The sequence below is a fragment of the Streptococcus caballi DSM 19004 genome (assembly GCF_000379985.1).
Lineage (GTDB): Bacteria > Bacillota > Bacilli > Lactobacillales > Streptococcaceae > Streptococcus > Streptococcus caballi.
Map to the genome: position 1 here is coordinate 1 of NZ_KB904081.1, position 25,717 is coordinate 25,717.

General features: G+C 40.2%; 23 protein-coding genes and 1 pseudogene. 6 read left to right on the plus strand and 18 right to left on the minus strand.

Features of this window, described 5'->3' with window-relative positions; genetic code table 11:
* Positions 1-213: hypothetical protein (locus A3GS_RS0106135; protein WP_018364548.1), on the plus strand; the 213-nt coding region annotated here is incomplete at its 5' end.
* 504 nt (positions 214-717) lie between these two features.
* Here A3GS_RS0106135 and A3GS_RS12710 read toward each other — a convergent pair.
* From A3GS_RS12710 to A3GS_RS0106170, 9 genes and pseudogenes are all read right to left on the minus strand, one after another.
* Complete coding sequence (locus A3GS_RS12710) at positions 718-876, minus strand: hypothetical protein (RefSeq protein ID WP_018364549.1); 159 nt, start codon at positions 874-876, stop codon at positions 718-720.
* A gap of 198 nt (positions 877-1,074) precedes the next feature.
* A complete protein-coding gene (locus tag A3GS_RS0106140) occupies positions 1,075-2,439 on the minus strand; it encodes a hypothetical protein (RefSeq protein WP_018364550.1) in 1,365 nt (454 codons plus the stop codon).
* Positions 2,440-2,441: 2 nt separating this feature from the next.
* The gene (locus tag A3GS_RS0106145) at positions 2,442-3,539 is read right to left on the minus strand and encodes a nucleotidyltransferase (RefSeq protein WP_018364551.1); all 1,098 of its coding nucleotides are present in this window, start codon (positions 3,537-3,539) and stop codon (positions 2,442-2,444) included.
* Positions 3,540-3,669: 130 nt separating this feature from the next.
* Positions 3,670-4,085: pseudogene (locus tag A3GS_RS12330) on the minus strand (IS630 transposase-related protein); the annotation flags it as partial.
* Positions 4,086-4,381: 296 nt separating this feature from the next.
* The gene (locus tag A3GS_RS0106150) at positions 4,382-5,317 is read right to left on the minus strand and encodes an ABC transporter ATP-binding protein (RefSeq protein WP_018364552.1); all 936 of its coding nucleotides are present in this window, start codon (positions 5,315-5,317) and stop codon (positions 4,382-4,384) included.
* Positions 5,310-6,362 carry an ABC transporter ATP-binding protein gene (locus A3GS_RS0106155; RefSeq protein ID WP_018364553.1) on the minus strand — a complete coding sequence of 351 codons (1,053 nt, stop codon included), beginning with the start codon at positions 6,360-6,362 and terminating at the stop codon, positions 5,310-5,312. Before A3GS_RS0106155 ends, A3GS_RS0106150 begins: the two co-directional genes overlap by 8 nt.
* A gap of 15 nt (positions 6,363-6,377) precedes the next feature.
* The gene (locus A3GS_RS0106160) at positions 6,378-7,409 is read right to left on the minus strand and encodes an ABC transporter permease (RefSeq protein WP_018364554.1); all 1,032 of its coding nucleotides are present in this window, start codon (positions 7,407-7,409) and stop codon (positions 6,378-6,380) included.
* A 10-nt stretch (positions 7,410-7,419) separates the two neighbouring features.
* Positions 7,420-8,334, minus strand: coding sequence for an ABC transporter permease (locus A3GS_RS0106165; protein WP_018364555.1), 915 nt, complete (start codon positions 8,332-8,334; stop codon positions 7,420-7,422).
* 111 nt (positions 8,335-8,445) lie between these two features.
* Entirely contained in the window at positions 8,446-10,089 is a 1,644-nt protein-coding gene (locus A3GS_RS0106170) for a peptide ABC transporter substrate-binding protein (RefSeq protein ID WP_018364556.1), read from the minus strand.
* Between the two features lie 219 nt (positions 10,090-10,308).
* Here A3GS_RS0106170 and pbp3 point away from each other — a divergent pair, with 219 nt between their 5' ends.
* Positions 10,309-11,547: a D-alanyl-D-alanine carboxypeptidase PBP3 gene (gene pbp3 / locus A3GS_RS0106175; protein ID WP_018364557.1), complete on the plus strand. Its 1,239-nt coding sequence runs from the start codon at positions 10,309-10,311 to the stop codon at positions 11,545-11,547.
* Between the two features lie 214 nt (positions 11,548-11,761).
* Here the strand turns inward: pbp3 and sufB are convergent, their stop codons facing one another.
* The 9 genes from sufB to A3GS_RS0106220 form a co-directional block, all read right to left on the minus strand.
* Entirely contained in the window at positions 11,762-13,180 is a 1,419-nt protein-coding gene (gene sufB, locus A3GS_RS0106180) for a Fe-S cluster assembly protein SufB (RefSeq protein ID WP_018364558.1), read from the minus strand.
* A gap of 71 nt (positions 13,181-13,251) precedes the next feature.
* The gene (sufU, locus tag A3GS_RS0106185) at positions 13,252-13,689 is read right to left on the minus strand and encodes a Fe-S cluster assembly sulfur transfer protein SufU (RefSeq protein ID WP_018364559.1); all 438 of its coding nucleotides are present in this window, start codon (positions 13,687-13,689) and stop codon (positions 13,252-13,254) included.
* On the minus strand, positions 13,676-14,908 hold the full coding sequence (locus A3GS_RS0106190) for a cysteine desulfurase (protein WP_018364560.1): 1,233 nt from the start codon (positions 14,906-14,908) through the stop codon (positions 13,676-13,678). The genes sufU and A3GS_RS0106190 overlap by 14 nt, the downstream gene beginning before the upstream one ends.
* 1 nt (position 14,909) lies before the next feature.
* A complete protein-coding gene (sufD, locus tag A3GS_RS0106195) occupies positions 14,910-16,172 on the minus strand; it encodes a Fe-S cluster assembly protein SufD (protein WP_018364561.1) in 1,263 nt (420 codons plus the stop codon).
* A 36-nt stretch (positions 16,173-16,208) separates the two neighbouring features.
* On the minus strand, positions 16,209-16,979 hold the full coding sequence (sufC, locus tag A3GS_RS0106200; RefSeq protein WP_018364562.1) for a Fe-S cluster assembly ATPase SufC: 771 nt from the start codon (positions 16,977-16,979) through the stop codon (positions 16,209-16,211).
* A 379-nt stretch (positions 16,980-17,358) separates the two neighbouring features.
* Positions 17,359-18,519 (minus strand): glycosyltransferase family 4 protein, encoded by a 1,161-nt coding sequence (locus A3GS_RS0106205; protein ID WP_018364563.1) that lies wholly within the window; start codon positions 18,517-18,519, stop codon positions 17,359-17,361.
* Position 18,520: 1 nt separating this feature from the next.
* Complete coding sequence (gene mecA, locus A3GS_RS0106210) at positions 18,521-19,279, minus strand: adaptor protein MecA (RefSeq protein ID WP_018364564.1); 759 nt, start codon at positions 19,277-19,279, stop codon at positions 18,521-18,523.
* A 138-nt stretch (positions 19,280-19,417) separates the two neighbouring features.
* Positions 19,418-20,257 (minus strand): undecaprenyl-diphosphate phosphatase, encoded by an 840-nt coding sequence (locus A3GS_RS0106215; protein WP_018364565.1) that lies wholly within the window; start codon positions 20,255-20,257, stop codon positions 19,418-19,420.
* Positions 20,258-20,308: 51 nt separating this feature from the next.
* Positions 20,309-22,204, minus strand: coding sequence for a DUF2207 domain-containing protein (locus tag A3GS_RS0106220; RefSeq protein WP_018364566.1), 1,896 nt, complete (start codon positions 22,202-22,204; stop codon positions 20,309-20,311).
* A gap of 116 nt (positions 22,205-22,320) precedes the next feature.
* On the opposite strand from A3GS_RS0106220, the gene A3GS_RS0106225 reads away from it, so the two are divergent.
* From A3GS_RS0106225 to A3GS_RS11590, 4 genes are all read left to right on the plus strand, one after another.
* Positions 22,321-23,889 (plus strand): ABC transporter substrate-binding protein/permease, encoded by a 1,569-nt coding sequence (locus A3GS_RS0106225; protein ID WP_018364567.1) that lies wholly within the window; start codon positions 22,321-22,323, stop codon positions 23,887-23,889.
* Positions 23,889-24,629, plus strand: coding sequence for an amino acid ABC transporter ATP-binding protein (locus A3GS_RS0106230; protein ID WP_018364568.1), 741 nt, complete (start codon positions 23,889-23,891; stop codon positions 24,627-24,629). Before A3GS_RS0106225 ends, A3GS_RS0106230 begins: the two co-directional genes overlap by 1 nt.
* A 282-nt stretch (positions 24,630-24,911) precedes the next feature.
* The gene (locus tag A3GS_RS11585; protein ID WP_018364569.1) at positions 24,912-25,340 is read left to right on the plus strand and encodes a hypothetical protein; all 429 of its coding nucleotides are present in this window, start codon (positions 24,912-24,914) and stop codon (positions 25,338-25,340) included.
* A 160-nt stretch (positions 25,341-25,500) separates the two neighbouring features.
* Positions 25,501-25,717: helix-turn-helix domain-containing protein (locus A3GS_RS11590; protein WP_018364570.1), on the plus strand; the 217-nt coding region annotated here is incomplete at its 3' end.

Consider the following 25,717-nt stretch of genomic DNA (forward strand, 5'->3'; position numbering starts at 1 on the left):
GTCTATTTTGCCCATCCTTGTGCTTCTCATGAAAGAGGAACAAATGAAAATTTCAATGGTCTCTTGAGAGAGTTTCTCCCAAAAGGTGTCTCTCTTAACTCACTAACGACAGAAGAACTCAATCACTACGTCTCTGCTATCAATGACAGACCTAGACGACTTCACAAGTATAAAACCGCAAATATTTTGTTTGGGCTAGCCCAAACAGCTTAACCTCTGGAGCTCTAATTATCAATGAACTTGTTGCACTTGACTTGACAAGTGGGGACAGAAAAAAAGGGAGAATGATGAGATTTTGTGTGGAGGAAATGCTTAACTTTCCTATATTTGTGCGACAGTAATTCTCTACTTATTTTTATTAACACCTTTGATATAACTTAGGCCTCTAATCAATAGCACAATAAACAACAAAGAATGACGTCCCCATCAGATCTATATAACACTTATAACTTTCTGGTGCCCAAATAAATCGATAAATACAAACAGCTCCTAATTCAATAAATAGTGGGATAAAAATATTTGTTGCAACAATAATTGATTGTTTTTATATTTTTCTTTGTCCTCATAAACAAAATAATGTTCGCTATTAAGGTACAAATAGTTATCATCCCATAACAAGTTTGGACAATGATTGGACTGTCAAAAATATTCTGAGTGACTAACAGATAGAAAGACATACTGCTATCAATCGTGTTGCTGATAGTTACTTAAATCTTATCAAACATTTTTCTCCTTGGTTGAATTATTAATTGTGGCTGCCAACTCTGCCATATCAGAGACAATAATGATATGGATATAAACAATGTAGTGGTGTTGAGCATATACCACGTCCAAGCTAATCAAAAGATATATAGTCAAATATACAAGTGCTATCATAGAACCTGTCATAGTTTTTATAGTATAGTGAGAGTAAAAAAACTTGTCAACAAATGAGACAAGTTTTACTGCTTCAAATCTATTTATTGCAAACCTAGGTTAATTATGATGAGTGCTAAGAATTTCCTTGTGGAAATCGTAACAAATATTGTTTAGTGACTCTCCTGCCTATCAAGTGTTTCACAATAATTTATCTGATTATTTCTTTAATCGACGAACACTACGGTATCTTAAATAAGAACTTCTTTCTTGTCTCTGAACTAATCTTCTATTTTTTATGATTGGCTCTAGCAATAGACTAGATACTATATTAAATATAAGTAACCCGACAAGAACTGAAAAGATGGGCGTACCTATCTGAAAAGCTAGTCCTTCTTTACTTTTATGCTGAAAAAATAAACTTGCAAATGTCTTAAACCATGAATACCTCAAAACTGCGGTCTTATTCTCACTAAATAGATAGTTAACAAACAGTGTCAAACATAACCAAAGATTTATTCTTGTAAGAAATTTTTCAAACTTTTTACTTATTTTTAGTCTATACTTTTCCCATCTATTCGAAGATAGCTTTTCAAGATTCGTTGTTATTATATTGAACATCAGCGGGATAATCCAAACAACTATATTCATTTTCACTGCGTTAACAAAAAATATGTAAAAGCACATTACAATGCCCAAAACTAGAAATTCTTTAACATCAGTCGCATTCAGTCCGTACTTATCATATAGCCATATTCTAAAATATAAAAATAGAGAATAGACAAAGATAGACAGAGCAATCCCCCATATCACTCCGTCACTTTTTATAAAATCAAAGAAGGAGATAATTGAGATAAGAAATAAAATAGTTGAGTAAACTTCCGAAAAAACGTAGCATTCTTTATCAATAAGCCATATCCCCTTTATAGTGAACTTTCTGAGCCCATTAGACAATATCGCAATAAGTATATATCTTAACAAGAAGAGCAGAACAGACAACAATAATCCGAAAAAATTTTTAAATATTTCTGATAAGCCATCTAAACTATTACTTGGAAAAAATAAGATAATTAACGTGCTTACAAATATAGTTAAAAAGTCTGTAAAAATATGGACATAAACCTTTTTGGTAATAAGTTTTTCATCCAAAATATAAATAAGACTATTAAGCAGGAGATATGATAATATCCGAAATTTATTATAATTCAAATATAAAAGATAAAGCATAAAAAAAGAAAGAAAATAGTAAAACCACCTCCATAATACATTGATCAACCTTATTTTTATTCTAACTGTCTTCTCTGTATAAATATGAATGGAGATTGTCTTTAAAAGAGCAGATATAAGGAAAAATACTAGGCTGACAATATACTGAGGCTTCATATCTCCATTTTTTAACAAACTAGCTATATCAAATCTTTCTCCATAAGACACGTTTATACCCAATAATACTAATAATAAAATAATATCTACTCCGAATATTAGATACCAGTATTTTTTGAAATTTATAATTTGTGATCTGCACCATATCTTTATGTTATTATAGCCACTACTTTTTTGTAGATTTATAAATAATTCTTTCATAGCTACTTCACTCCCCCCCTCACCGGCACGCGCCCCCAGGTCTGATCGGCGATTTCTGGCTTACCCAGTTGGTAGACTTGATCGGCTTGTTGCGTCACCACATCCCATGGTTTTGCACCGATTCGCGCCACGATATCCACAGATTTTTTCACCGTTTTTAGGTGAGCTTGACCTTCTGGCGTAAATCCCAAGACATGAATCGCTTCTGGTAGTGGCTTTTCCACAGCTCCCACCAAAATATAAGCCAAAACACGACGAATTCGAGCCTTTGTATAGCGTTTCGTGGCAACTTTATCCACTAACTCCTCCACAGTCGCTACGCTCCTAATAGCAGAGCGGATACGCTGGGCTAGTTCTTCATTAACTTGGAAGATCTGCGTCAAGTCTGAATTGGTCAAGATCTGGTAGCGAAGCAAGGTAAAATAGTTATCCCAAGACACCTGTGGAGAAGTATTGAACAAGTCTCCTTCAGGCATAAACTTATCCACAAATGTCCTGTCCTGTCTGTGGAGACGCAGACTGGTCGCCGAAGCATAAGCCACCTCTTTTTCAGCCGAATGATAACCTGCTCCCTGACGCTGGATAGGTTGTAAACTTATATCCTTTCCCGCGCAAGCCTTGGCGTAGGCCAACCCCAAGATATGATTAGGAGTATTGCCTGAGAAATCAATCCCCGCAAAAGTTTCCCACATTTTCTGGGTTTTCTGGGGATAGCTGAGCTCCTCTGGCAGCGTAGAGAGAAATGCAGTCATCTGCTCTGCTTTTTCCTCATAAACCTTAGCAAGCCGCTGATAATCCAGCTGCTCCTCAGTGCCAAAGACCAGGGTATCAATGCCAAGCTTATCTAAAATGTCTACTGCTCCGCTAGCAAAATAATCGGCCGACTGCACCGACACCAGAAAAGGCAGCTCAACCACAAGGTCGGCACCATGTGCTAAGGCCATCTGCGCCCGCGTCCACTTATCAATAATAGCAGGCTCGCCGCGCTGCACAAAATTACCAGACATCGCCACAATTTTCAGCCCCTGCGCCTGCTCCAACAAATACTTATGGCCATTGTGAAAAGGATTAAATTCTGCGATGATGCCTGAGATGGTCATGGGGTGCTCCTGTTTGTTTTTTTGATACTATTATAGCAAAAAAGAGAGTGAAGAACTCTCTTTCGCTTATGTCTATTTGTCGTCTGTTTGGGGAGTAAGTGCTGTTTTCTGGTTGCGGCTTGCTCCAGTTTTTGATAACTTTCATCTCATTGAGACGGCCTTGATAGATGGTCTCAAACCCTTTCTCATCACTATAAACAGGAGCTCAGTGCCTTAAGTTATTAAATTTTTAAGGAACAGGTCTACTTTTTCAGGATCTTGTTCGTTGGAGCTACAGCTCTTTTTTCGAGTATATCCCTTAGTTTTTAGAACCTAATGAATAGCTATTGGATGCGTTTCAAGATAGTTCTTTTATTTATCACTATCAACTTTTCTTGGCTTGGTTCCTTTAACTTGGTGCTGAAGATCGCCTGTTTTCTCTTTTAGTTTTAGCCATTGATAAATGGTGTTGCGCGAAATTTAGAAAACAGCAGGTGCTTCGGAAATACTATCAGGTTTGTCACAGTATGCGAGAACTTTTTTACGAAAATCTAGTGAATATGCCATAAAAATATTATACTAAAGTGTACTGATTTTATTTCATCTCACTATATCATATTTTTTGAGTTTTTAGGTTTTAAAAGACTTACAATAGCGACGGGGCGAGTACATTCCTCAGAAAAATTTTAAGAAGTCTCATAAGGTCAGAAAGGCTTAACCTATCCTCTGCAATCACCCACAATATTAGCTAGACTATGCCCAATTAATCACCGTAAGGGAAAGCTGTTCATCAAACAGACTTAGATAAGGCATTTTCCCCATAACAAAAAGAGCCTAATCTTAAGATTAAGACTCTTCTTTTATTAAATACCAAGTTCTTTTTTGTAAGCTTCTGCTTCTTCAGCTGTTGATAAAACAAAGTGACCTGGTCTGATTTCACTCATTTCTCTAGCTTGTCCGTCTTGTTCAGCAGATGGGTCATAAACTTTATGAACTCGCTTGCGTTCAATTTCTGGATCTGGTTCTGGAATAGCAGAAAGCAGGCTCTTAGTATAAGGATGAATGGGATGGTGGTAAACCTCATCAGCCGGTCCTACTTCAAGGAGTTTCCCCCAGTGCATAACGCCAATACGATCTGAAATGTATTTGACCATTGACAAATCGTGGGCAATAAAGAGATAGGTCAGTCCTCGGTCAGCTTGGAGTTCTTGCATCAAGTTCACCACTTGGGCTTGGATAGAAACATCCAAAGCTGAAATAGGTTCATCCGCCACAATAAAGTGAGGTTCCACAGCTAAGGCACGGGCAATCCCGATACGTTGACGTTGACCACCTGAAAACTCATGTGGATAGCGTGTAATATGGTCTTTATTCAGACCAACCAAGTTCAGCAATTCTTGTACGCGTTGATCACGTTCTTCATCGGTTTTGACAAGCTTATGGATATCCAATCCTTCAGCCACAATATCTCTGATTTTCATCCGTTCATTAAGACTAGCTTGTGGATCTTGGAAAATCATTTGAGCATTTTTTCTGAAATTGAAAAGTTTCTTTCCTTTAATATTTGAGATGGTTTCTCCATTAAAATCAATTTCACCTGAGTCAATATCATAAAGCTTTAGAATAGCACGACCAATGGTTGTCTTCCCTGAGCCAGATTCCCCGACTAGACCGAAGACTTCACCCTCATAAATGTCAAAGCTAACGTCGTCAATTGCACGAACCTCATTGGATTTGCCTTTGTTGAAGGTCAATGAAACATTTTTTACTTCTACTAATTTTTTACGCTCATCAGCCATTAGACTTTACTTCCTTTCTTTTCTCCCATTTAGCCCAGCGTTTCAGGATTGGCTCAGGAGGAGTAACTTTAGGGGCACGTTCATCTAAAAGCCATGTTGCAGCATAGTGAGTATCTGACACTTTGAAGAATGGTGGTTCTTCCTCAAGGTCAATAGCTAGAGCAAACTCATTACGTGGCGCAAAAGCATCACCTTTTGGTGGGTAAAGCAGATCAGGAGGTGTTCCTGGAATAGATTGCAAACTGCCTGCTGCTGTATCTGTGGTAGGCATTGAATTAAGCAGACCCCATGTGTATGGGTGTTGAGGATTATAGAAAATCTCATCAACCGTACCATACTCAATGATTTTTCCTGCATACATCACTGCAACACGGTCAGCCATACCCGCCACAACTCCCAAATCATGGGTGATGAAAATGATTGAAGAATTCATCGATTCTTGCAACTCCTTCATCAAATGAAGAATTTGGGCTTGAATGGTCACGTCAAGGGCAGTTGTTGGCTCATCAGCAATCAAAATTTCTGGATCAGCTGCCAAGGCTATAGCGATGACCCCACGCTGACGCATTCCTCCAGACCATTGATGCGGATAATCATGAATATGTTCTTCAGCATTTGGAATACCAACTTTTTTCATCAGGTCAAGAGCTTTTTCCAGTGCTTCTTTTTTACCTATTTTATGGTGTTTCATGATTGGCTCAGCGATTTGCAGACCAATTTGCATGGTTGGATCCAAGCTTGTCATTGGATCTTGGAAAATCATGGAAATTTCTTTACCGCGAACATTGACCCACTCTTCTTCTTTGAGCTTGTTGAGGTCTTGTCCTTTGAAGAGAATTTCTCCAGTAATCTCCGCATTTTTAGCTGACAACCCCATCAAGGTTTTGGTGGTCACTGATTTTCCTGAACCTGATTCTCCAACGATGGCTAAGGTTTCACCTTTTTTCAATTCGAAGTTGACATCTCGAATGGCTTTAATTTTTCCTGCATAAGTGTGAAAATCTACAAAGAGATCTTTCACCTGCAAAACAATTTCATTACTCATTTTCTTTTCTCCTACCTAATCACGACTTGATTTTGGATCAAATGCATCTCGTAACCCATCACCTAATAAAATAAATGCTAGAGAGATAAAAACAAGGGCAAGGGAAGGTAAAATGATTTGATATGGGTAGTATTGTAAGTTTTCAAGGGAGTCAGCAATCAAAGAACCAAGTGAAGCCGTAGGTGGTTTAACACCCAAGTTAATGGCCGATAGAACAGATTCATACATGATTGCAGATGGGATGGTCAGCATGATTTGAACGATGATAACCCCAGAAATATTTGGCAAAATATGTTTGAAGGCAATCTTCGGTGCGCTCTCACCTAAGGTCTTAGCAGCCAGAACAAATTCACGTTCTTTGTAAGACAGGGTCATGTTGCGCACTTGACGCGCCATACTTGTCCAACCTGTTAGACCGATTGACAAGATAATTGAAAACATCCCATTTCCAAGCAAAAGTCCCAACATGGTAACAATGATTAAGTTAGGGATTGATGAGATGACTTCGATGAAACGCTGCATGAAGGTATCGACTCGACCCCCGACATAACCAGAGATTAACCCGTAAACAACACCAATAAAGAGGTCAATCAAGGTTGCGGCTACTGCAACGAGAAGTGAAATTCTAATACCAACTGTCAAACGTTTAGCCATGCTACGTCCCAAATTGTCTGTACCAAGGATAAAATGCTTACCTTTCGGTACATTTTGATCTTCATAGACGTTTGAACTTTCTGTGGCACCTGGAATTTTGAAGACACCGTTCCAACCAGGAATGCCAAGACCACTATTAGGTGGAAGGTTACCATAAGTTGACACTTTATCAGGGTTGAAGCTGTTAGCATCCTTTGATGACACAAAAGCATTTGAAATCAATGAGAAGCCCACTAGAAAGATAACAAACCACATCGAAATAACTGCTAATTTATTTTTCTTTAAACGTAACCAAGCATCCTCCAAGAAAGAAAGAGCTGGCTTTCCAATTTTTTCGCTTTGCTCAGAGCTGACCGCTCCAACCAAAACAAATTTTTCTTTTAAATCCGCCATTTTCTTCTCCTTACTGTAATCGGACGCGTGGATCTATAATACTTGTCAGAATGTCAGTGATTAGGATCATAACCATCAGCATCACTGAATAGACAATGGTAGTTCCCATGATAACAGGGAAATCTTTTGAAGGAATAGAGTTCACAAATTGTTCGCCAATCCCTGGAATTGAGAACATACGCTCAATCAAAACAGAACCTGTAAGAAGATTAGCTGTCATCGGACCAATCAAGGTCAGAACTGGAATCATTGAGTTACGGTAAGCGTGCCTTGTGATGACTTGGCGATCTGTCAAACCTTTAGCCTTAGCTAGTTGGATATAGTCAGAGTTCAAGGTTTCAATCATTTGTGATCTAACAAAACGTGTTGTGATGGCGAAGGGACTGAATGACAGAGCAATAGTTGGTAGCACTGCCTGCTTGAAAGTACCCCATCCAGAAACATCAAACCATTGCAAACGATAACCAAAAGTATTAAGGATGAAAACCCCAAGTACGAATGATGGTACCGTGAAACCAAGGGTTGAGAAAATACTCAAGAAGGCATCAATCTTGTCATTTCTATGTTGAGCTGAAATAGCACCAGCAATCAAACCAAGGGTAACACCCAAAATCAAAGCTTGTACACCAAGTTGGGCTGAGACACCAAGACGTTGTACAATCAGGGTTGTGACTGATTGGTTAACATATTGGAAACTGATACCCAAATTACCAGTGAAAACATCCCCCAGATATTTAAGGTATTGCTGCCAGACTGGCTTGTCAAGTCCGTATTGGGCATTTAATGTGGCAATCTGCTCAGGGGTCAACTTAGGGTTGTTATATGGTGTTCCTGGCATGACTTGCATAAGGAAGAATGAAATTGTTACAACAAAAAACAAAGTTATAAGCAAAATTCCAAGTCTTTTAAGAATATATTTTAACATATGAGTTCCTTTTCTTTGTTTTTGCTCGAAAGGTAAAAATTTATCTTGTGAGCAAAAACAAGAACTGGCTTAAGCCAATTCTTGCCATGTGAAATGTGTTTTTAGGGCTTATTATTTCTTATAAGCGTGCGTAAAGTCAACACTCAAACCAGTTGTGTTGCGAACAATACCAACCAATTTAGGATTTTGAAGTGATTTCGTACTACGGAAGTAAAGTGGGTTAATGTTTGCTTCATCATACAATGCTTTTTCAGCTGCTTTGTAATTTTCAGCTGCTTTTTCTGGATTCAAAGCGTTTGTTGTGATAGCTTCTTGGTATTGAGCATCGTAAGTAGCATTTGAGAACTTACCATTGTTTTGTGAATTACCTGTCACAAAGAGTCCGTAGAATGTTGATCCTTCTGGATAATCGCCACCCCAAAGTGAAAGAACGATATCAAAGTTAGCATTTGTTTGGTCTTGAAGACGTTGTTTAAATGGTACAAATTTTTCTTCGATAGTCAAACCTGGAAGAGTTTTTTCCCAAGCACCTTTGATGTAGTCAAGAGATGATTTAGCTGTTGGTGAATCTGCATCAGAAGTGATGGTCAATTTAACTGATGTTTCGCCGATTTCTTTCAAACCTTCTTGGAAGAGACGTTTTGCTTCAGCAGCATCATATTTATAGCCAGGTGCAACCATTGTTGAAAGGTCTTTACCGTTTACTTTAGCAAGTCCGTATGGTGCTAAACCTGTTGCAGCACGTGAACCAGTTGGAACAACTGTTTTCACGAATGCTTCGCGGTTTGTAGCTAAGTTAAGTGCTTGACGAATCTTAGTGTTTGACAAGGCTTTAACTTTACCAGTTTGGTTGTATTGGAAGTACACTGATGTTGCTTCTAGTACGTCAACCAAATCTTTGCTGTTTTTGTTAGCCTTGTACATAGCTGGTGTATTAGAAATGTTTGCAGCATCTAACTTACCACTCTTGTACATTTGAACAGCTGTCTCTGGTTTCTTAACAACTTGGATGTTAACTTTGTCAGTTTTAACATTTTTAGCATCCCAGTAGTTTTTATTTTTCACAAAAGTGAATTTATTGTTAGTACCGTTCCAACCTTTCAAAACATATGGACCTGAGTAGATTTGATTGTCAACATTTGTCCCGTATTTTTTACCTGCTTTTTCAACAAAAGATTTCTTTTGTGGCAAGAAACTGTTAAATGAAAGGAAATATTCCATTTGTGGAGAAGGTTTTGTTAATTTAAAGATAACTTTATTTCCTTCTGCTTTTACACCAAGTTGGTTCAAGTCAGTGATTTTACCTGAGTTGATTTCTTCAGCATTTTCAACATTTGATGCTAAACCAAGGAAGGCATATTCAGATGCTGTCTTAGGATCCAGGATTCGTTGCCATGAATAAACAAAATCTTCAGCCTTGATAGCACTGCCATCTGACCATTTGATACCTTTACGAAGTGTAGCTGTATAAGTTAAACCATCTTTAGAGACATCAACTTTTGTAGCTAAATCTGGTTGAAGTTTACCATCTTCATCCACACGGAGAAGATTTGAACCAGTGTTACCAAGCGCGATACTTGAATAAGTATCAGTATTTTTTGACACATCCAACGTATTGATTTCAGTTGGGATAGCCCAGTTTATTTCTTTATTTGAAGATGAGCTTTGGCTATTACCACAAGCTGCAAGCACTGCTACAGAGGTAAGAGCAAGAACTCCTAGACTTGTGCGTTTCAAGAAATTTTCTTTTGTCATAAAACGACTCCTTTTTATTGCTTTCAATAACTTGAAAGTTAAAACTTTACAGCTAATATTTTATCTCATTTCAAACGATTTCGCAAGACTTGAAAATGATTAATCAGAATCTTTAAAATTTATTGTCTCTTTACATTTTTTAATTTAGAAAATTCATCCTCACGAAAAGTCTATGTCAATTCAATTATCTCTCTTCTAATTTATGCTATAATAAAGGCTATGAAAAAGTTTTCTTATTTTTTATTTTTTTTACTGTCATTCTGTCTGGCAACATCAGTCTCTGCTGACGAATTTCAGGCTGCTGCCAAGCATGCTATTGCTATTGAGGCAACAACTGGTAAGGTTCTTTACGACAAAGATGCCTCCACGCCTGACGAAATTGCCTCAATTAGTAAAATTCTTAGTATTTACCTTGTTTACAAAGAAATCCATGAAGGAAGACTTTCTTGGGACACCGAAATTCCAATTTCTGATTACGCTTATGATTTAACACAAAACTCTATGGCCAGTAATGTTCCTTTGGAGAAAAGAAAGTACACCGTTAAAGAATTAGTTAATGCCAGCATGATTGCTAGTGCTAATAGTGCAACCATCGCCTTAGCCGAGCATATTGCAGGAACTGAAAGCCAATTTGTTGACAAAATGGTTCAGCAATTGAAAACTTGGGGCATCACAGATGCTAAATTAGTTAATGCTACGGGACTTAATAATAGTATGCTTGGCGACCATATTTACCCCAACTCCAAATCAGATGATGAAAATCAAATGTCTGCCTTAGATGTTGCCAAAATTGCCCAGCACTTGATTGCTGATTATCCTGAAATTTTAGACATTACTAAAAAAAACACCTACACATTTGATGGTTCTGAAATTCACACCTACAACTATATGCTCAAAGGACAAGGCTACTACCGCGAGGGGGTTGATGGGCTGAAAACAGGGACAACAGAGCTAGCTGGTGCCTCCTTTGTTGGAACTTCCATTGAAAATAACATGCGCATTATTACTGTGGTCCTTGACGCTGATAACGCTGATGTTGATGACTATGCACGATTCGAGGTAACAAATCAACTCCTTGACTATGTGTTAACTAATTTTAAGAAAGTCAAAATCGTGTCAAAGGGACAAACTTATGCCAAGTCTTCCTTTACAATTGAAGATGGAAAAAAAGCATCCGCTCCCGCAGTTGCAGCTTCTGACTTTTATGTGATTCGTCAGAAAAATGACCAGAAAAATTTAAATATTAAAACGAGTTTAGACCAGTCAGCGCCTGTTGCTCCTATTAAAAAGGGGCAGAAAGTTGGACAAATTTCTTTTAAAGATGATAATTTGATTGGTTCTGGCTACACTGGAAAAGCTCCGTCTACTGATCTTGTTTCCAAAGAAAGCGTTCAAAAATCATTTTTCTTGAAAGTTTGGTGGAATCATTTTGTCAAATACATCAATGAGAAACTCTGATCATGCAAAAGAGAGTGGGACAGAAATCGGTAATTTCGAAGAAATTCAATTTCGTTGTCCCACCTCCGCACAGTTGAGTAGGGCTGTAAAAGCTGATTTATCAGCGCATAAGAGCCCACTCAACCACTGCGCTATAAGTACCTAAAACAAGTATAAAAGAGTTTGGAACTACTTTTGTCCCAAACTCTTTTCATCTTCAAAAAGTACTAGCAGACTATCCTACTGAACCTTCCATTTCATAAGAAATTAGACGGTTAAGCTCGACAGCGTACTCCATTGGTAATTCTTTAGTAAATGGTTCGACAAAGCCCATGACAATCATTTCTGTAGCCTCTGATTCTGATAAGCCACGGCTCATGAGGTAGTAGAGCTGCTCTTCCGAAATTTTGGAAACCTTTGCTTCATGCTCCAGAGCCACTTGAGAATTGTGAATTTCATTGAAAGGAATGGTATCAGAAGCTGATAAGTCATCCATGATGATAGTATCACACTCAATATGACTGACTGACTTCTTAGAATTTTTATTGAAAGTCACCTGACCACGGTAGTCCACTTTACCGCCGCCCTTGGCAATGGATTTTGAGACAATAGACGAACTTGTATGAGGCGCATTGTGAATCATCTTAGCACCTGTATCTTGGTGTTGTCCAGTATTGGCAAAGGCAATAGATAGCATAGTCCCACGCGCCCCCTCACCATCAAGGTAAACAGATGGGTATTTCATGGTCGTTTTGGCACCCAGGTTACCATCAATCCACTCTACTGTCGCATTTTTTGTCGCTTTAGCACGCTTGGTTACCAAATTATAGACATTATCAGACCAGTTTTGGATGGTTGAATATCGCATGTAGGCGCCATCAAGCGCAAAGATTTCAACGATGGCAGCGTGAAGGCTGGCTGTTGAATAGGTTGGTGCCGTACACCCTTCGACATAGTGTACACTTGCTCCCTCGTCAACAATGATAAGCGTACGTTCAAACTGACCTGTGCCTTCATTATTAATACGGAAATAAGTTTGCAGAGGAATATCAACTTGCACACCTTTTGGCACATAGATAAAGGTTCCACCTGACCAGAAGGCTGAGTTGAGGGCTGCCAATTTATTGTCTGTTGGAGGTACCAGCTTAGCAAAATATTTTTTGAAAAGCTCCGGGTATTCCTTGAGGGCCGAATCGGTATCAGTAAAGATAATACCTAGTTTATCGTATTCATCCTTCATGTTGTGATAGACTACTTCAGATTCATATTGAGCTGAAGCTCCAGCAAGATAAGCACGCTCTGCCTCTGGAATCCCAATTTTTTCAAAAGTATCCTTGATTTTATCAGGTACCTCATCCCAAGAGCGGGCTGGTTTATCTGTTGGTTTTTGGTAGTAAATAATCTCATCAAAATCAATGTCTGATAAATCTGGCCCCCACTCTTGCATAGGCATTTTGTTAAAAGTCTCAAGAGATTTCAGGCGAAACTCTAACATCCATTCAGGCTCTCCTTTGATGCGAGACATTTCACGGACAGCGGATTCAGTTGGACCCTTCCCAGTACTGGCAATCGGTTGAACATCATCGTGAAAACCAAATTGATAGTCTCCTAAGTCAATTGGTTTTGGCTCTACTTTTTCATTTATTTCAGGCATAGTTTTCCTTTCTAAATTATAGAAACTCAGTTACAGACTAGGCTGGCTAGTCAACTGCTCTTTTCAATATCTTACTTTTCCTCAGATCTCTCAATAGCTTTTTTTAGAGCATTCCAAGCCAAGGTAGAACATTTGATGCGTTGCGGGAATTTAGAAACACCTGCTAAAAATTCAGCGTCTCCTAATTCTTTTTGACGCTGGTCTTTCTCACCTTGAACCATTTTAGAGAAAATATCTGCTAGCTCAAGAGCTTGCGTCTTGGTTTTGCCAAGAACCGCATCTGTCATCATACTTGATGAGGCCGTAGAAATGGTGCAACCATCACCTGCGAAGGCAATATCAGAAATGACATCACCGTCAAACTTGACAGATAGGCTGATGACATCACCACAAGTAGGGTTATTAAGATTGATTTGCTCAACGCCATCGATAAAACCATGATGATGAGGATTTTTAGAGTGGTCCCCGACCACTGCCATATATAGGCTATCTAATCTAGAGAGTGCCATTGAAAAATTCCTTTGTTTTAATAATGGCTTCGACTAATTTGTCGCAGTCTTCTTGAGTGTTGTAAATGTAAAAACTGGCGCGCGCCGCCGAATGAATGCCTAAATGGTTGATTAACGGTTGCGCGCAGTGATGGCCAGCTCGCACAGCCACCCCCTCATAATCTAGAGCTGTTGCCACATCATGCGGATGCAATCCTTCCAAATTAAAGGCAATGACCCCAGCATGGTCAGCTGGATCTTGCGGCCCATAGACTGTCAAGCCAGGAATAGCTTGCAGTTTCGGCAAGACATAAGCCACCAATTCTTGTTCATGAGCATGAACATTATCCATACCGAGTTCTGTCAGATAATCCAAGGCAGCTCCAAATGCGATGGCACCTGCGATATTTGGTGTCCCTGCTTCAAACTTCCAAGGCAGTTCCTTCCAAGTGGCTTCTTGTTCATAAACGAAGTCAATCATTTCACCACCAAATTCAACTGGGCTCATGCGATTAAGCACCTCTTCTTTACCATAGAGGATACCAACCCCAGTCGGACCCAGCATCTTGTGCCCTGACAGGGTGAAGAAATCACAGTCCAAATCCTGCACATCGATAGGCATGTGAGGAGCCGACTGAGCACCATCAACTACCATGTAGGCACCAACCTCGTGAGCCAGCTCTGCTATTTTTTTTACAGGATTGATGCAACCAAGGACGTTAGAAACCTGTGCTAGGCTGACAAACTTAGTCCTTGACGACAATTTGCTACGTAGGTCATCTATATCCAGCTGACCATCCTTAAGGTAAGCATAGACCAACTTGGCACCCGTCTTACGACAGGCTTCCTGCCAAGGAATAACATTAGAATGGTGTTCCATAATGGAAATCAAAACTTCATCATCTGGCTGGAGAATCTCTTCCGCGAAGCGACCGATCCAGTTGAGCCCTGTTGTAGTTCCGCGGGTAAAGAGGACTTCTTTAGTTGATTTGGCATTGAGGAAAGCACGCGCTTTCTCACGTGATGCTTCATAGGCTGCCGTCGCGCGCTCTGCCAGTGTATGCACCCCGCGGTGAACGTTGGCATTGTCTACTTCATAATATTCTTTTATTTTTGTCAAGACTTGTTTTGGCTTTTGTGTCGTGGCAGCATTATCCAGATAAACCAAGGGTTCATCGTTAACCAGCTGGTCAAGGATGGGAAAGTCTTGACGAATATGTTTACTATCTAAATATATCATATTAGCGTTTGTCCAATTTCTGATCGAGAACGGTAATCATTTCATCGCGAACTTCCTTGATTGGAATTTCAGTGATGACAGTTCCTAGGAAACCACGAACAACAAGGCGTTCTGCTGTTTCTTCGTCCAAACCACGGCTCATGAGATAGTACATATCTTCTGGGTCAACCTGACCAATAGAAGCTGCGTGACCTGCTGTAACATCATTTTCATCAATGAGCAGAATTGGATTGGCATCCGAACGCGCTTGATCAGACAGCATTAGAACACGACTTTCTTGTTGAGCATCTGCCCCCTTAGCTCCCTTGATAATGTGCCCAATACCGTTGAAAGTCAAGGTCCCACGTTCTAAAATAACACCGTGTTGGAGAATCTGACCGACAGAATTGCAGCCATAATTGGTTACGCGAGTGTCAATACCTTGCACTTGTCGGCCAGATGATGCTGCAACAACTTTCAAGTTAGCCTGACTACCGTCACCAAGAAGATCTGAGTCAAAGTCAGCAATGACATTGCCTTCATTCATGACACCCAGTGCCCAGTCAATACTGGCGTCCCTACCATGGCGACCACGGCGACTGATGTAAGTTGTGACATTCTCACCCAGACGGTCAATCGCAGAAAATTTGACCTGACTGCCATCAAGCGCAATCACTTCTACGCTGATGTTTGCTGTTGTCTTGACATCTCCTTGACCGATAGTTTCAAAACGTTCCAAATAAGTAACTTTAGCATTGCGACCAGCCACAATTAAAATGTGCTTATTGAAGGGAACATCGCTTGTGCTATCCTGATAGAAAATTCCTTCAATCGCTTGATTAATCTCAACATTATCAGGAACATAGAGAACCGCTCCGCTATTGAAATAAGCTGTATGATAGGCTGCTAGTTTATCTTCATCATAAGACAAAGCAGTGCCAAAATAGGCTTTAACAGCTTGAGGAATTTCCTCCAAGGCTGAATGAAAATCCGTGAAGACTACACCTTGCTCAGATAGGTCAGCAGGTAATTGTTCAAAAACAGTTTGAGTGCCAACTTGAACCAACTTAGGATTATCGCCAATCGCCATAAAATCAGGCACATTAGCAGAATAATCACTTTCTGAAATACTGCCGTCACCAAAGTTCCAGCGGTGGAATTTAACACGCTCGATTTTTGGCAACTCCAGCTCAGTAATAGCATCAAAGGCTGCTGCACGGCGTTCCCTCAGCCAAGCGGGCTCTTCCTTTTCACTTGAAAAATTTAAAATAGCTTCTTTTGTCATTTGTTACTCCTTTTCTTTCTTTGCAGAAGTTACAAATTAGACTTCTTCGTTATATTCAAGACCAAGTTCTTCAGCCAATTTAGCGTAACCTTCTTTTTCAAGACGGGCTGCTAATTCTGGTCCACCTGTCATAACCACACGACCATCCATCATAATGTGTACCACATCTGGAGTGATGTAGTTGAGCAGACGTTGATAGTGGGTGATAATCATGGCACCAAAGTTGTCTCCACGCATAGCATTAACACCTTTTGAGACGACTTTAAGAGCATCGATATCCAGTCCTGAGTCGATTTCGTCAAGGAGGGCAAACTTAGGCTCAAGCATGAGCAATTGCAAAATTTCGTTACGCTTCTTCTCACCACCTGAGAAACCTTCATTGAGATAACGCTCAGCCATTTCTTCTTTCATACCTAGCAATTCCATCTTTTCATCCAACTTCATAATGAAGTCGCGAACAGAAATTTTGTCCTCATCTTCCTTACCAGCATTCATGGCTGCACGGATAAATTCAGCATTAGTAATTCCTGGGATTTCTGATGGGTATTGCATAGCCAGAAAAAGTCCCAAACGAGCACGTTCATCTACTTCCAAGTCCAGAATGTTTTGACCATCAAAAAGGATTTCTCCTTCTGTGACCTCATAGTTTGGGTTGCCCATGATAGCGGCTGACAAGGTTGATTTACCAGTCCCATTTGGTCCCATGATAGCCGCAATTTCACCAGTTTTGAGGGTCAAATTGACACCTTTTAAAATTTGCTTATCTTCAATGGAAACATGAAGATTTTTGATCTCAAGTACAGACATTGTATACTCCTATCTATCTCACCTAGAGAACTTCCCTAGAGGTTATAATTAATTTAGGAACATTATAACAAAATTCACCCCACTTTAACAGGCAAATGCTTGATAGCCAAACTTCTTTTCCCGCGTCCTTCCCAGTGAAACAAGCAAAGGCAAATGACCCCTGATATCTTTTATCTCTAGCCCGCCATCCTTTTTTGTTTTAGCTTTTTAGGTAACAAGCCCCCACTTCCTAGAAAGATCCATACTATAAATCACTTTTTAAGTGGGTAACTTTCACAAATGATGGCTCGAATTAAAAAAACTAATGGCCAATTTTCATAGATGACAGATTAAATTCATTTTAGATAACAAAAAAGCCTTATTGGCTTTTTTGTGTTTATCATTTTTTATGATGTTCTTTCCATTTGAGTAGGGTAGCTTGGCGATAATCGCTGTTTCCGATGAATTTCAAGATATGGAAAAGCGGTGTACGACCAGTTCCCCAAATCTCAATACCTTCAATCATGATTTCAATGCCAAATAGCAAACCAACCATCAAGAGCAGACCGCCAAGACGACTAGATAAATTAAGCAAAATAGAAGTCAGGGAGAACAGGAGAGCGATACCGTAAACAACCAAGACAGCTCCGCGATGGGTGAAGCCCATGGCCAAGAGCCGGTGATGCAAATGCATTTTATCTGGTTCGTAAAATTTCTTACCAGACAGGGTGCGACGGATAATAGCCACGAAAGTGTCCACAATGGGTACTCCCAAGATAATCACAGGCGTCACAACAGCAACAGCGGTAGCATTTTTCAAACCCTGTAAAGATAAAACCGCAATCAGAAAGCCGATCAGTAAGGCTCCTGTATCTCCTAGGTAGATGATAGCAGGATTGTAATTATAAGGAAAGAATCCAACAATGGCCGCGATAAGCACGAAGATAGTAAGAGTTAGAAAAGCATTCGGCTGGGGTAAAAAGAACTGGGAGACGACGCCCATGGTCATGAGACTTATGATGGCGACACCGCTAACTAGTCCGTCCAGCCCATCCATAAGATTGACAGCATTGGTAATGCCTACTATCCACAGAATGGTCAGAATAAAGGTAACGATTGGATCAAAATGCAAAAGTGGCCCACCAAAGGGAATTTTGAAGCTGTCAAAGTGGAAATCCGTGAAAGCCCAGACAACCAAAGCTGCAAGGACGATGCCAATCAACTTCATCTTGGGCGATAGCTCCTTGATATCATCAATCAAGCCCGTGATGGCAATGATACAGGCCCCGATTGCGATAGGAAATATGAAGTCAAAATAAGTTTGCCCTAAAATATTCGGTCCAATCACCTGTGGCAAAAGCAGCAGCGTGCTGATTAGAAAAGAAATTAGGATAGACAAACCGCCCGCTGTCGGCATGGGAACCTTATTGATACGTCTTGCATTAGGGTTGTCCACTGCACCGATACGAAAGGCGATGAAGCGAACCAAAGGTGTTAGCAATAGTGAAATAAAGAAAGCTCCTATCAGAACCATAACATAGCCAATTGTAAATTGTCTCATACTACACCAACTCAATGCCTCTTAGCTGCTCAACAGCCTTGTCCATGACAAGCTGAACACCGTGTTCTTGCAAATAAGCTCTGGTCCTGCTACCTTTTTCAGCGTATTCTAGGAGGCGAGCATACATGAGATTGGCAAAATAGCTGGGACGATTTTCAGTCTCAATCAATACGGTCATGTGATATCCATCTCCTTCTTTGTAAAGCTCAGAAGCTTCAATAGGAAAATCTATAGCTTTGCTGAAGCGAATGGCATCTTCCAAACTTGGAAAATCAAGGACATAGTGAACATAGTCTGTCACTTCCTCGGCCGGCTGGGCATCATGGGCATCAACTGCTTCTGCTACTGCTGAGTCAACGACGGATTCCATCATTTCTTCGATTTTTTCCAGTTTTTCATGAGCCTTGGTGTCACCCTTGGCACGCATGCTCTGCTCCAGCGTCTTGAAAAACTCATCTGGTGACATATTTGAAATATCACCAAACTCGTCTGCCAAATCATCAAAGTCTAAGTCCTTATTGAGGTCGGACTTGGTAACAAAGACATCGATGCGGTCTTTTCTAGGTGTTACACGGAAGCTCAGCATACCACTGTCTTTAAAATTATCAGGTAAATCAAGTTCATCCATGACAGCGTAGAAAAATTCTTCTGTTTTTTCTTGCGGAATAAGAAAATCTTTCAACTCCATACCGCGCTCTTCCAAATCCTCCATACTAATGGTTATTTTCAGCGTTGTCTCACTAATTTGTTTCATTTCCATAATTATTACCTCGCACGAGTAGTCATTTTATTATACAAGAAAAGTCTAATTTTTTCAATTTTAAGTGTCAGGACAGATTTGATTGGCAAAATAATAGCTATGTTACAAAAAAAGCAGAGCATGGCACTCTGCAATTGTTTATAGGATGAATTTAACTAAACTGTAGAGGATAAGGATTGTCCCTAACACAATACGGTATTTTCCAAAAACAGTGAAATCGTGCTTTTTAACATAGTCAGTCAAGAATCGGATAGCATATAGACTAACTAAGAAGGCTGTTACGCTGGCAACCAATAAAATCAAAACTTGACCGAAGTTCAAGACATTACCATCCAAGAAGAACTTAACAGCCTTTAAACCGCTGTAACCAAACATGGTTGGAATAGCTAGGAAAAAAGTGAAATCTGCGGCCACCGAACGACTAGTCCCTAAGATAATGGCTCCCAGAATAGTTGCTCCCGAACGGCTAGTTCCTGGCACAATACTCAAAACTTGGAAACAGCCGATAAGAAAAGCCGTCTTGTAAGACATACGAGCAAGGTCTGTCACTTGCGGTTGCAGATTCGCATTACGCTTTTCAATCCAAATGAAGGCCACCCCATAAAAAATCAAGGCGATAGCAATTGGCACCATGAAATTGAAATGAGCCTCAAACCAATCATCAAATGGAACAGCAATAAGAATGGACGGAATACAAGCGATAACGACTTTCAGCCAAAGTTGCCATGTCAAACGAATTTCACGCGCTGTTTTCCCAGGCTGAAAAGGGTTGAGACGCTTGAAGTAGATAACGATAACCGCCAAAATCGCTCCCAACTGGATGACGATATTAAACATGTCAACGAAAGCCTTACTTTGATTGAGCTTCATAAATTCCTGAACCAAAATTAGGTGACCAGTACTTGAAACCGGCAGCCATTCTGTAATCCCTTCAACGATTCCAAGGAAGATGGCCTTTAGTAGTTCGATAATTAGCATAAGTTCTCCTTTTATTTATACAAGGACTATTATAACAGATTAGGAGCTTTTTTAAAATGCTCCGCCTCCCCCTCCGCCGCCTCCACCAGAGAATCCACCACCTGCTGACCCTCCTGAGGAAATTGAAAAGTTAGAAGCCATTGTGGCACTGCTGCTGGCAGTTGTCAAATAATGGCTACGTGTACCAATGATAAAGGCTGTCTGATTAAGTGTGTCAAGGCTAAGATCGTCTGCCAGTTTAATCTCATTAAATTCCAGATAATCTTGGACCCGCTTAGCATAGCCAAATAAGGTTGCGTAAACCAAGATACGGTTCCAGACGATCAAGGCATCTGGATCAACTTGATCAAATTTTCGCAAGTCACGCATCATATTGGTAAAGCTAACCCATTCTTGACAATAAGCTTGCCCCTCTGCCGTATAGACACCCGATTTTCTAAAGAAACTCAACTGACGGTGGTAGAACAATAAAATGAGGAAGAAGAAAATAGCTAAAAGCAGGTAAATCATCAGAGCAAACTGCTCTTTGATAATCATATAAAAACCTGCCACCAAAGCGATGAGGAATGAGAGCCCCGTCAAAATTTGAATCATATTCAAACTTCCCTTTTCAGCCCTGCTTAATCTGCGCATCCGTTGAGGTAAACTAAGTTGTTCCACTTCATTTTTTACCTCGTGGGTAATATTTGAAACTGCTCGGTTATACTTCCGATTGAAGTCCAATCCGATTTTATTGAGACGTCTTTCTAAGTCGCGTCCATGATAAGTTTTCTTGTACTGCTCAATAGTGTCCTCATCAAATTGATAGTCCGCAAAGAGATCGTCAATTGGTAAACTAGTCCGACTGCCAAAGGCCATTTTAATAACTTCTTTTTCAAATGGCAGAGCTTTGTCTTGACTATTTAGCGATAAGCTGCTGATCTGACCTTCTTTCTCAACCCTTATAATCTTTCGGTCAATCAAATCTAAGAGGGTAGCCTGCATCAAGTTTTCAAAACTCAGTTTCTGCTTAATAGGATTGCCCGAAGTATCTGAATCCAGTAAATTAGCACCATAAACAGCATCAGCTAATACTAGAGGTGACAAGTCCTGAGGAACTTCGTAAAGACGTTTATCAAAGTCGAATTGGCTATAACGTGCCACATTTTTCTTGAAAGCCAAAAAAAGTAGATAAGAAATAAGTACTAGCGCAATGAGAGTAGCTGGTAAAATAGTGTAGAAGAAGTTCAGCTGCCAGCGATTATATTTGACGATATTGGCCTCCAGATTAAGGATAGTAGCCTTGTGATTTTGAGCAATTGCATTCTGCCCAGTCAAAATCGAAGCATCCCAGTAAGCATGAAGTTCCAGCTTAGAACCTACATTTTTTGCTGACAAGCTATAAGTTTGACCATTCTTATTCAGGGTGACAGCTGGACTAAGGTAACCGCGATGCGCCCAAAGCCGACTATCTTTAGCTGCTCGATCTGTTTTCACCGTAAAGTGAACATGTTCCAAAGTCTGATCCCAGTCACTGATGGGAATCCAATTCAATTCAGCCACATCTTGGTAGGCAAAAAGGATATTAGAAATTTTCCAATCCACCACAATCTTGACCGTGTCACCATCAACGCCGCCATTGTATATTTTCAACTCATAGCCATCGCCCAGGTCCCTCACGCTGGTAGAAACCGTCCGCTTTTTGCCATTGGTAAAAGCTTGAATCTGCGGCTGGCTATTTATCGTAAAATTCTTTGGCACTTTTCCAGCCTCACCCAAAGTCACAATTTGCCCATTGTAGGACGAATCAAAGTGATAGGTAATGGTTTGTCGGAAATCCGCCGTATTATCCTCATGAATGACCAATTGACCATCGTAATTAGGAATAGAGTAGTCCACATCAGCAGCAAAAGCTGGAATTCCCAGCAAGCTGACGACTGTCAGTAAAAATATTAGAAATTTCTTCATAAGCTGTCACTCCTATGCTAGTATTTTATCATAAATCGCACATAAAAGGCATTCATATTGAAATACTGCCCTATTTCCTGTAAAATGGTAATTATAAAAATGAATAGGAGTCTTTCATGAAAAAGATTATGCTAAGTATGTTCGCTTCTCTTCTTCTGACTTTTGGAGGAATGAGCAGTGCACAGGCAGATGACTATCTGCGCGTAGGGATGGAGGCTGCCTATGCCCCCTTTAACTGGACACAAAATGATGATTCAAATGGCGCAGCTCCCATTGAGGGAACTAACCAATACGCCAATGGTTACGATGTACAAATCGCTCAACAAGTGGCTAAATCAATGGGCAAGAAATTATTGGTTGTCAAAACCTCATGGACTGGTCTGATTCCAGCCTTGACTTCTGGCAAGATTGACATGATTGCTGCTGGAATGAGTCCAACTGAAGAACGTAAAAAGGAAATCTCATTTTCTAATAGTTACTACACTAGTGAGCCCGTCTTAGTGGTTGTCAAAGATGGCAAGTACGCTAACGCCAAATCAATCAAGGATTTCAAGGGAGCCAAGGTTACCGCTCAACAAGGTGTCTGGCATGTCAATCTCTTACCACAGCTGGTCGGAGCCAATGCTCAAACACCAATGGGCGACTTCTCACAAATGCGTCAAGCCCTCGCATCTGGTGTCATTGACGCTTACATTTCTGAACGTCCCGAGGCCATGACAGCTGAGCAAGCTAATAAGAAATTCAAGATGGTCACCCTCAAAAAGGGATTCACCGTCTCTGAATCAGATGCTGCTATCGCTGTTGGTCTGCGCAAAGATGACTCAGCTACTCTCGCCAAGGTCAACGATGTCCTTGCTACTATTTCAGAATCTGACCGTATCAGGCTCATGGACGATATGATTAAGAAGCAACCAGCTGACACTAGTTCCAAGGAAGAAAACAAACAAAATTTCTTCCAACAAATGTGGTCTATCCTCAAGAAAAATGGCAACCAATTTCTACGCGGAACAGGTGTTACCCTCTTAATTTCTATCGTCGGTACCATTGTTGGACTGCTCATCGGACTGCTCATCGGTGTTTACCGTACAGCTCCAAAAGCTACCAACAAAGGGCTAGCTATTTTACAAAAAATCTTCGGCTGGATTCTCAATATCTACATTGAAATCTTCCGTGGTACGCCTATGATTGTACAAGCTATGGTTATCTACTACGGAACAGCGCAGGCTTTTGGTGTCTCACTCGACCGTACTATCGCTGCTATCTTCATCGTCTCTATCAATACAGGCGCTTATATGAGCGAAATCGTTCGTGGTGGTATCTTCGCTGTTGATAAGGGACAATTTGAAGCCGCAACCGCTCTTGGTTTCACTCACAATCAAACCATGCGCAAGATCGTTCTACCTCAGGTCGTCCGTAACATCCTTCCTGCTACTGGTAACGAGTTTGTCATCAACATCAAAGACACATCAGTATTGAATGTTATCTCCGTTGTCGAACTTTACTTCTCAGGGAATACCGTTGCGACACAAACTTATCAATATTTCCAAACTTTCACTATTATCGCTGCCATTTACTTCGTTCTTACCTTTACAGTAACACGTATCCTGCGCTATGTTGAAAAACGCTTTGATGCTGATAATTACACAACTGGCGCCAACCACATTCAAACCAAGGCGGTGAAATAATGACACAAGCAATTATTGAAATCAAACATTTAAAGAAATCTTTCGGACAAAATGAAGTCCTCAAAGACATCTCACTTTCTGTCAACAAGGGAGAAGTGATTTCCATCATCGGTTCGTCTGGTTCTGGGAAATCAACTCTCTTGCGTTCCATCAACCTCTTGGAAGAACCAAGCGGTGGTGAAATTCTCTTCCATGGTCAAAATGTTCTTAAAAAAGGTTACAATCTGACAGAATACCGTGAAAAGCTAGGTATGGTTTTCCAATCCTTCAACCTCTTTGAAAACCTCAATGTTTTGGAAAATGCCATCGTTGCACAGACAACCGTTCTCAAACGTTCACGCAGCGAAGCTGAAGCCATTGCCAAAGAGAATCTCAACAAGGTTGGCATGACTGAGCAATACTGGAAAGCTAAGCCAAAGCAACTCTCTGGGGGACAAAAGCAACGTGTGGCCATCGCTCGCGCCCTCTCTGTCAATCCAGAAGCCATGCTCTTTGACGAGCCAACTTCAGCCCTTGACCCAGAAATGGTCGGCGAAGTGCTCAAAGCCATGAAGGACCTGGCCAAATCAGGTTTGACCATGATTATTGTGACCCACGAAATGGACTTTGCCAAAGATGTTTCCAACCGCGTCGTTTTCATGGACCAAGGGGTCATCGCTGAAGAAGGCACACCTGAACAAATCTTCGAACACCCAACCCATGAACGCACTAAGGAATTCCTGCAACGTTTCCTTAAATAAAACTTCATTAAAAAATCGTCACTGAGGTAGTGACGATTTTTTAATTCCATTTTAAGTTTTTATAGTTATACTAGGAGAACAAAAGAAAATCAAGCTATCTTTTTGAATAAACCACAAAAAGAAGTCTCTTCGCTGACAGTGACAACTTGAACCGAAAAAAGAAGTAATCTAAACACGGCATAAGAGAAGTTAGATTATGCTTTGCAGGAAGTCTGCTTGCGATTTTCGCTAAAACAGAAAGACAGCTTACTGCTCCACACCACGATAAGGAGGACTAAGACCATGACAGCATCAAGCAAAAAAAGCCTACTCAATATCCTATTCATTGACCTCTCCTTCATCCTTTCAAAATGGTTTTATGATAGCTTCCTTGTGACCTATTCTCACTACATTTCAGCTTATGGTGTGACCTTTGCTACAGCCTTGAATACCATTATGATTATCCTCCTGACTTACTTTACTTTTATTCTCTTTCATATGGCCTACACTAGACATATTACCAACAAAACCCTCATCCTGTCCTACTTCTTATACGCTTTGATGCTGCTTTATGTTCTCTTTTTCAAAAATATCGGAGTACAGGGTTACTCTTTGAACCCCTTATCTTTCATTACCGATATGAGAAGTGGCAGTCGCTTTGTTCCCCTAATGAACCTACTCATGTTTATCCCTCTTGGTTGTCTCTTTGAGCCTAGCAAAGGAAATGAATAGGTTACACTAAACTAGACAGAATTTATAAAGTGTTCTACACTAAAGAAAAGAGGAGAACAGATATGTCTAGAAAAATTCGCCGTCATTTTGATATACTCCCCTTATAGTGGACAGTGAAAAAACAAAAATTTTCACTAGAAACTATAACGGGAGTTTTACTATGTCCAAAAGAAGTCCAAAGTCTGTCTCTGAAAAACTAGAACTTGTTCTACTTCACTCGGAAGAAGGGAAATCACTTAGTTGGTTAGCTAGGAACCATGGTATTTCTAAAGAAACACTATCAAACTGGGTTCGGAAATACAAAGAAGCTGGTGTTGAAGGGCTAGAGGAAAGCCGTCACTGGACGAAGTACAGTAAGGAACTAAAGGAACAAGCTG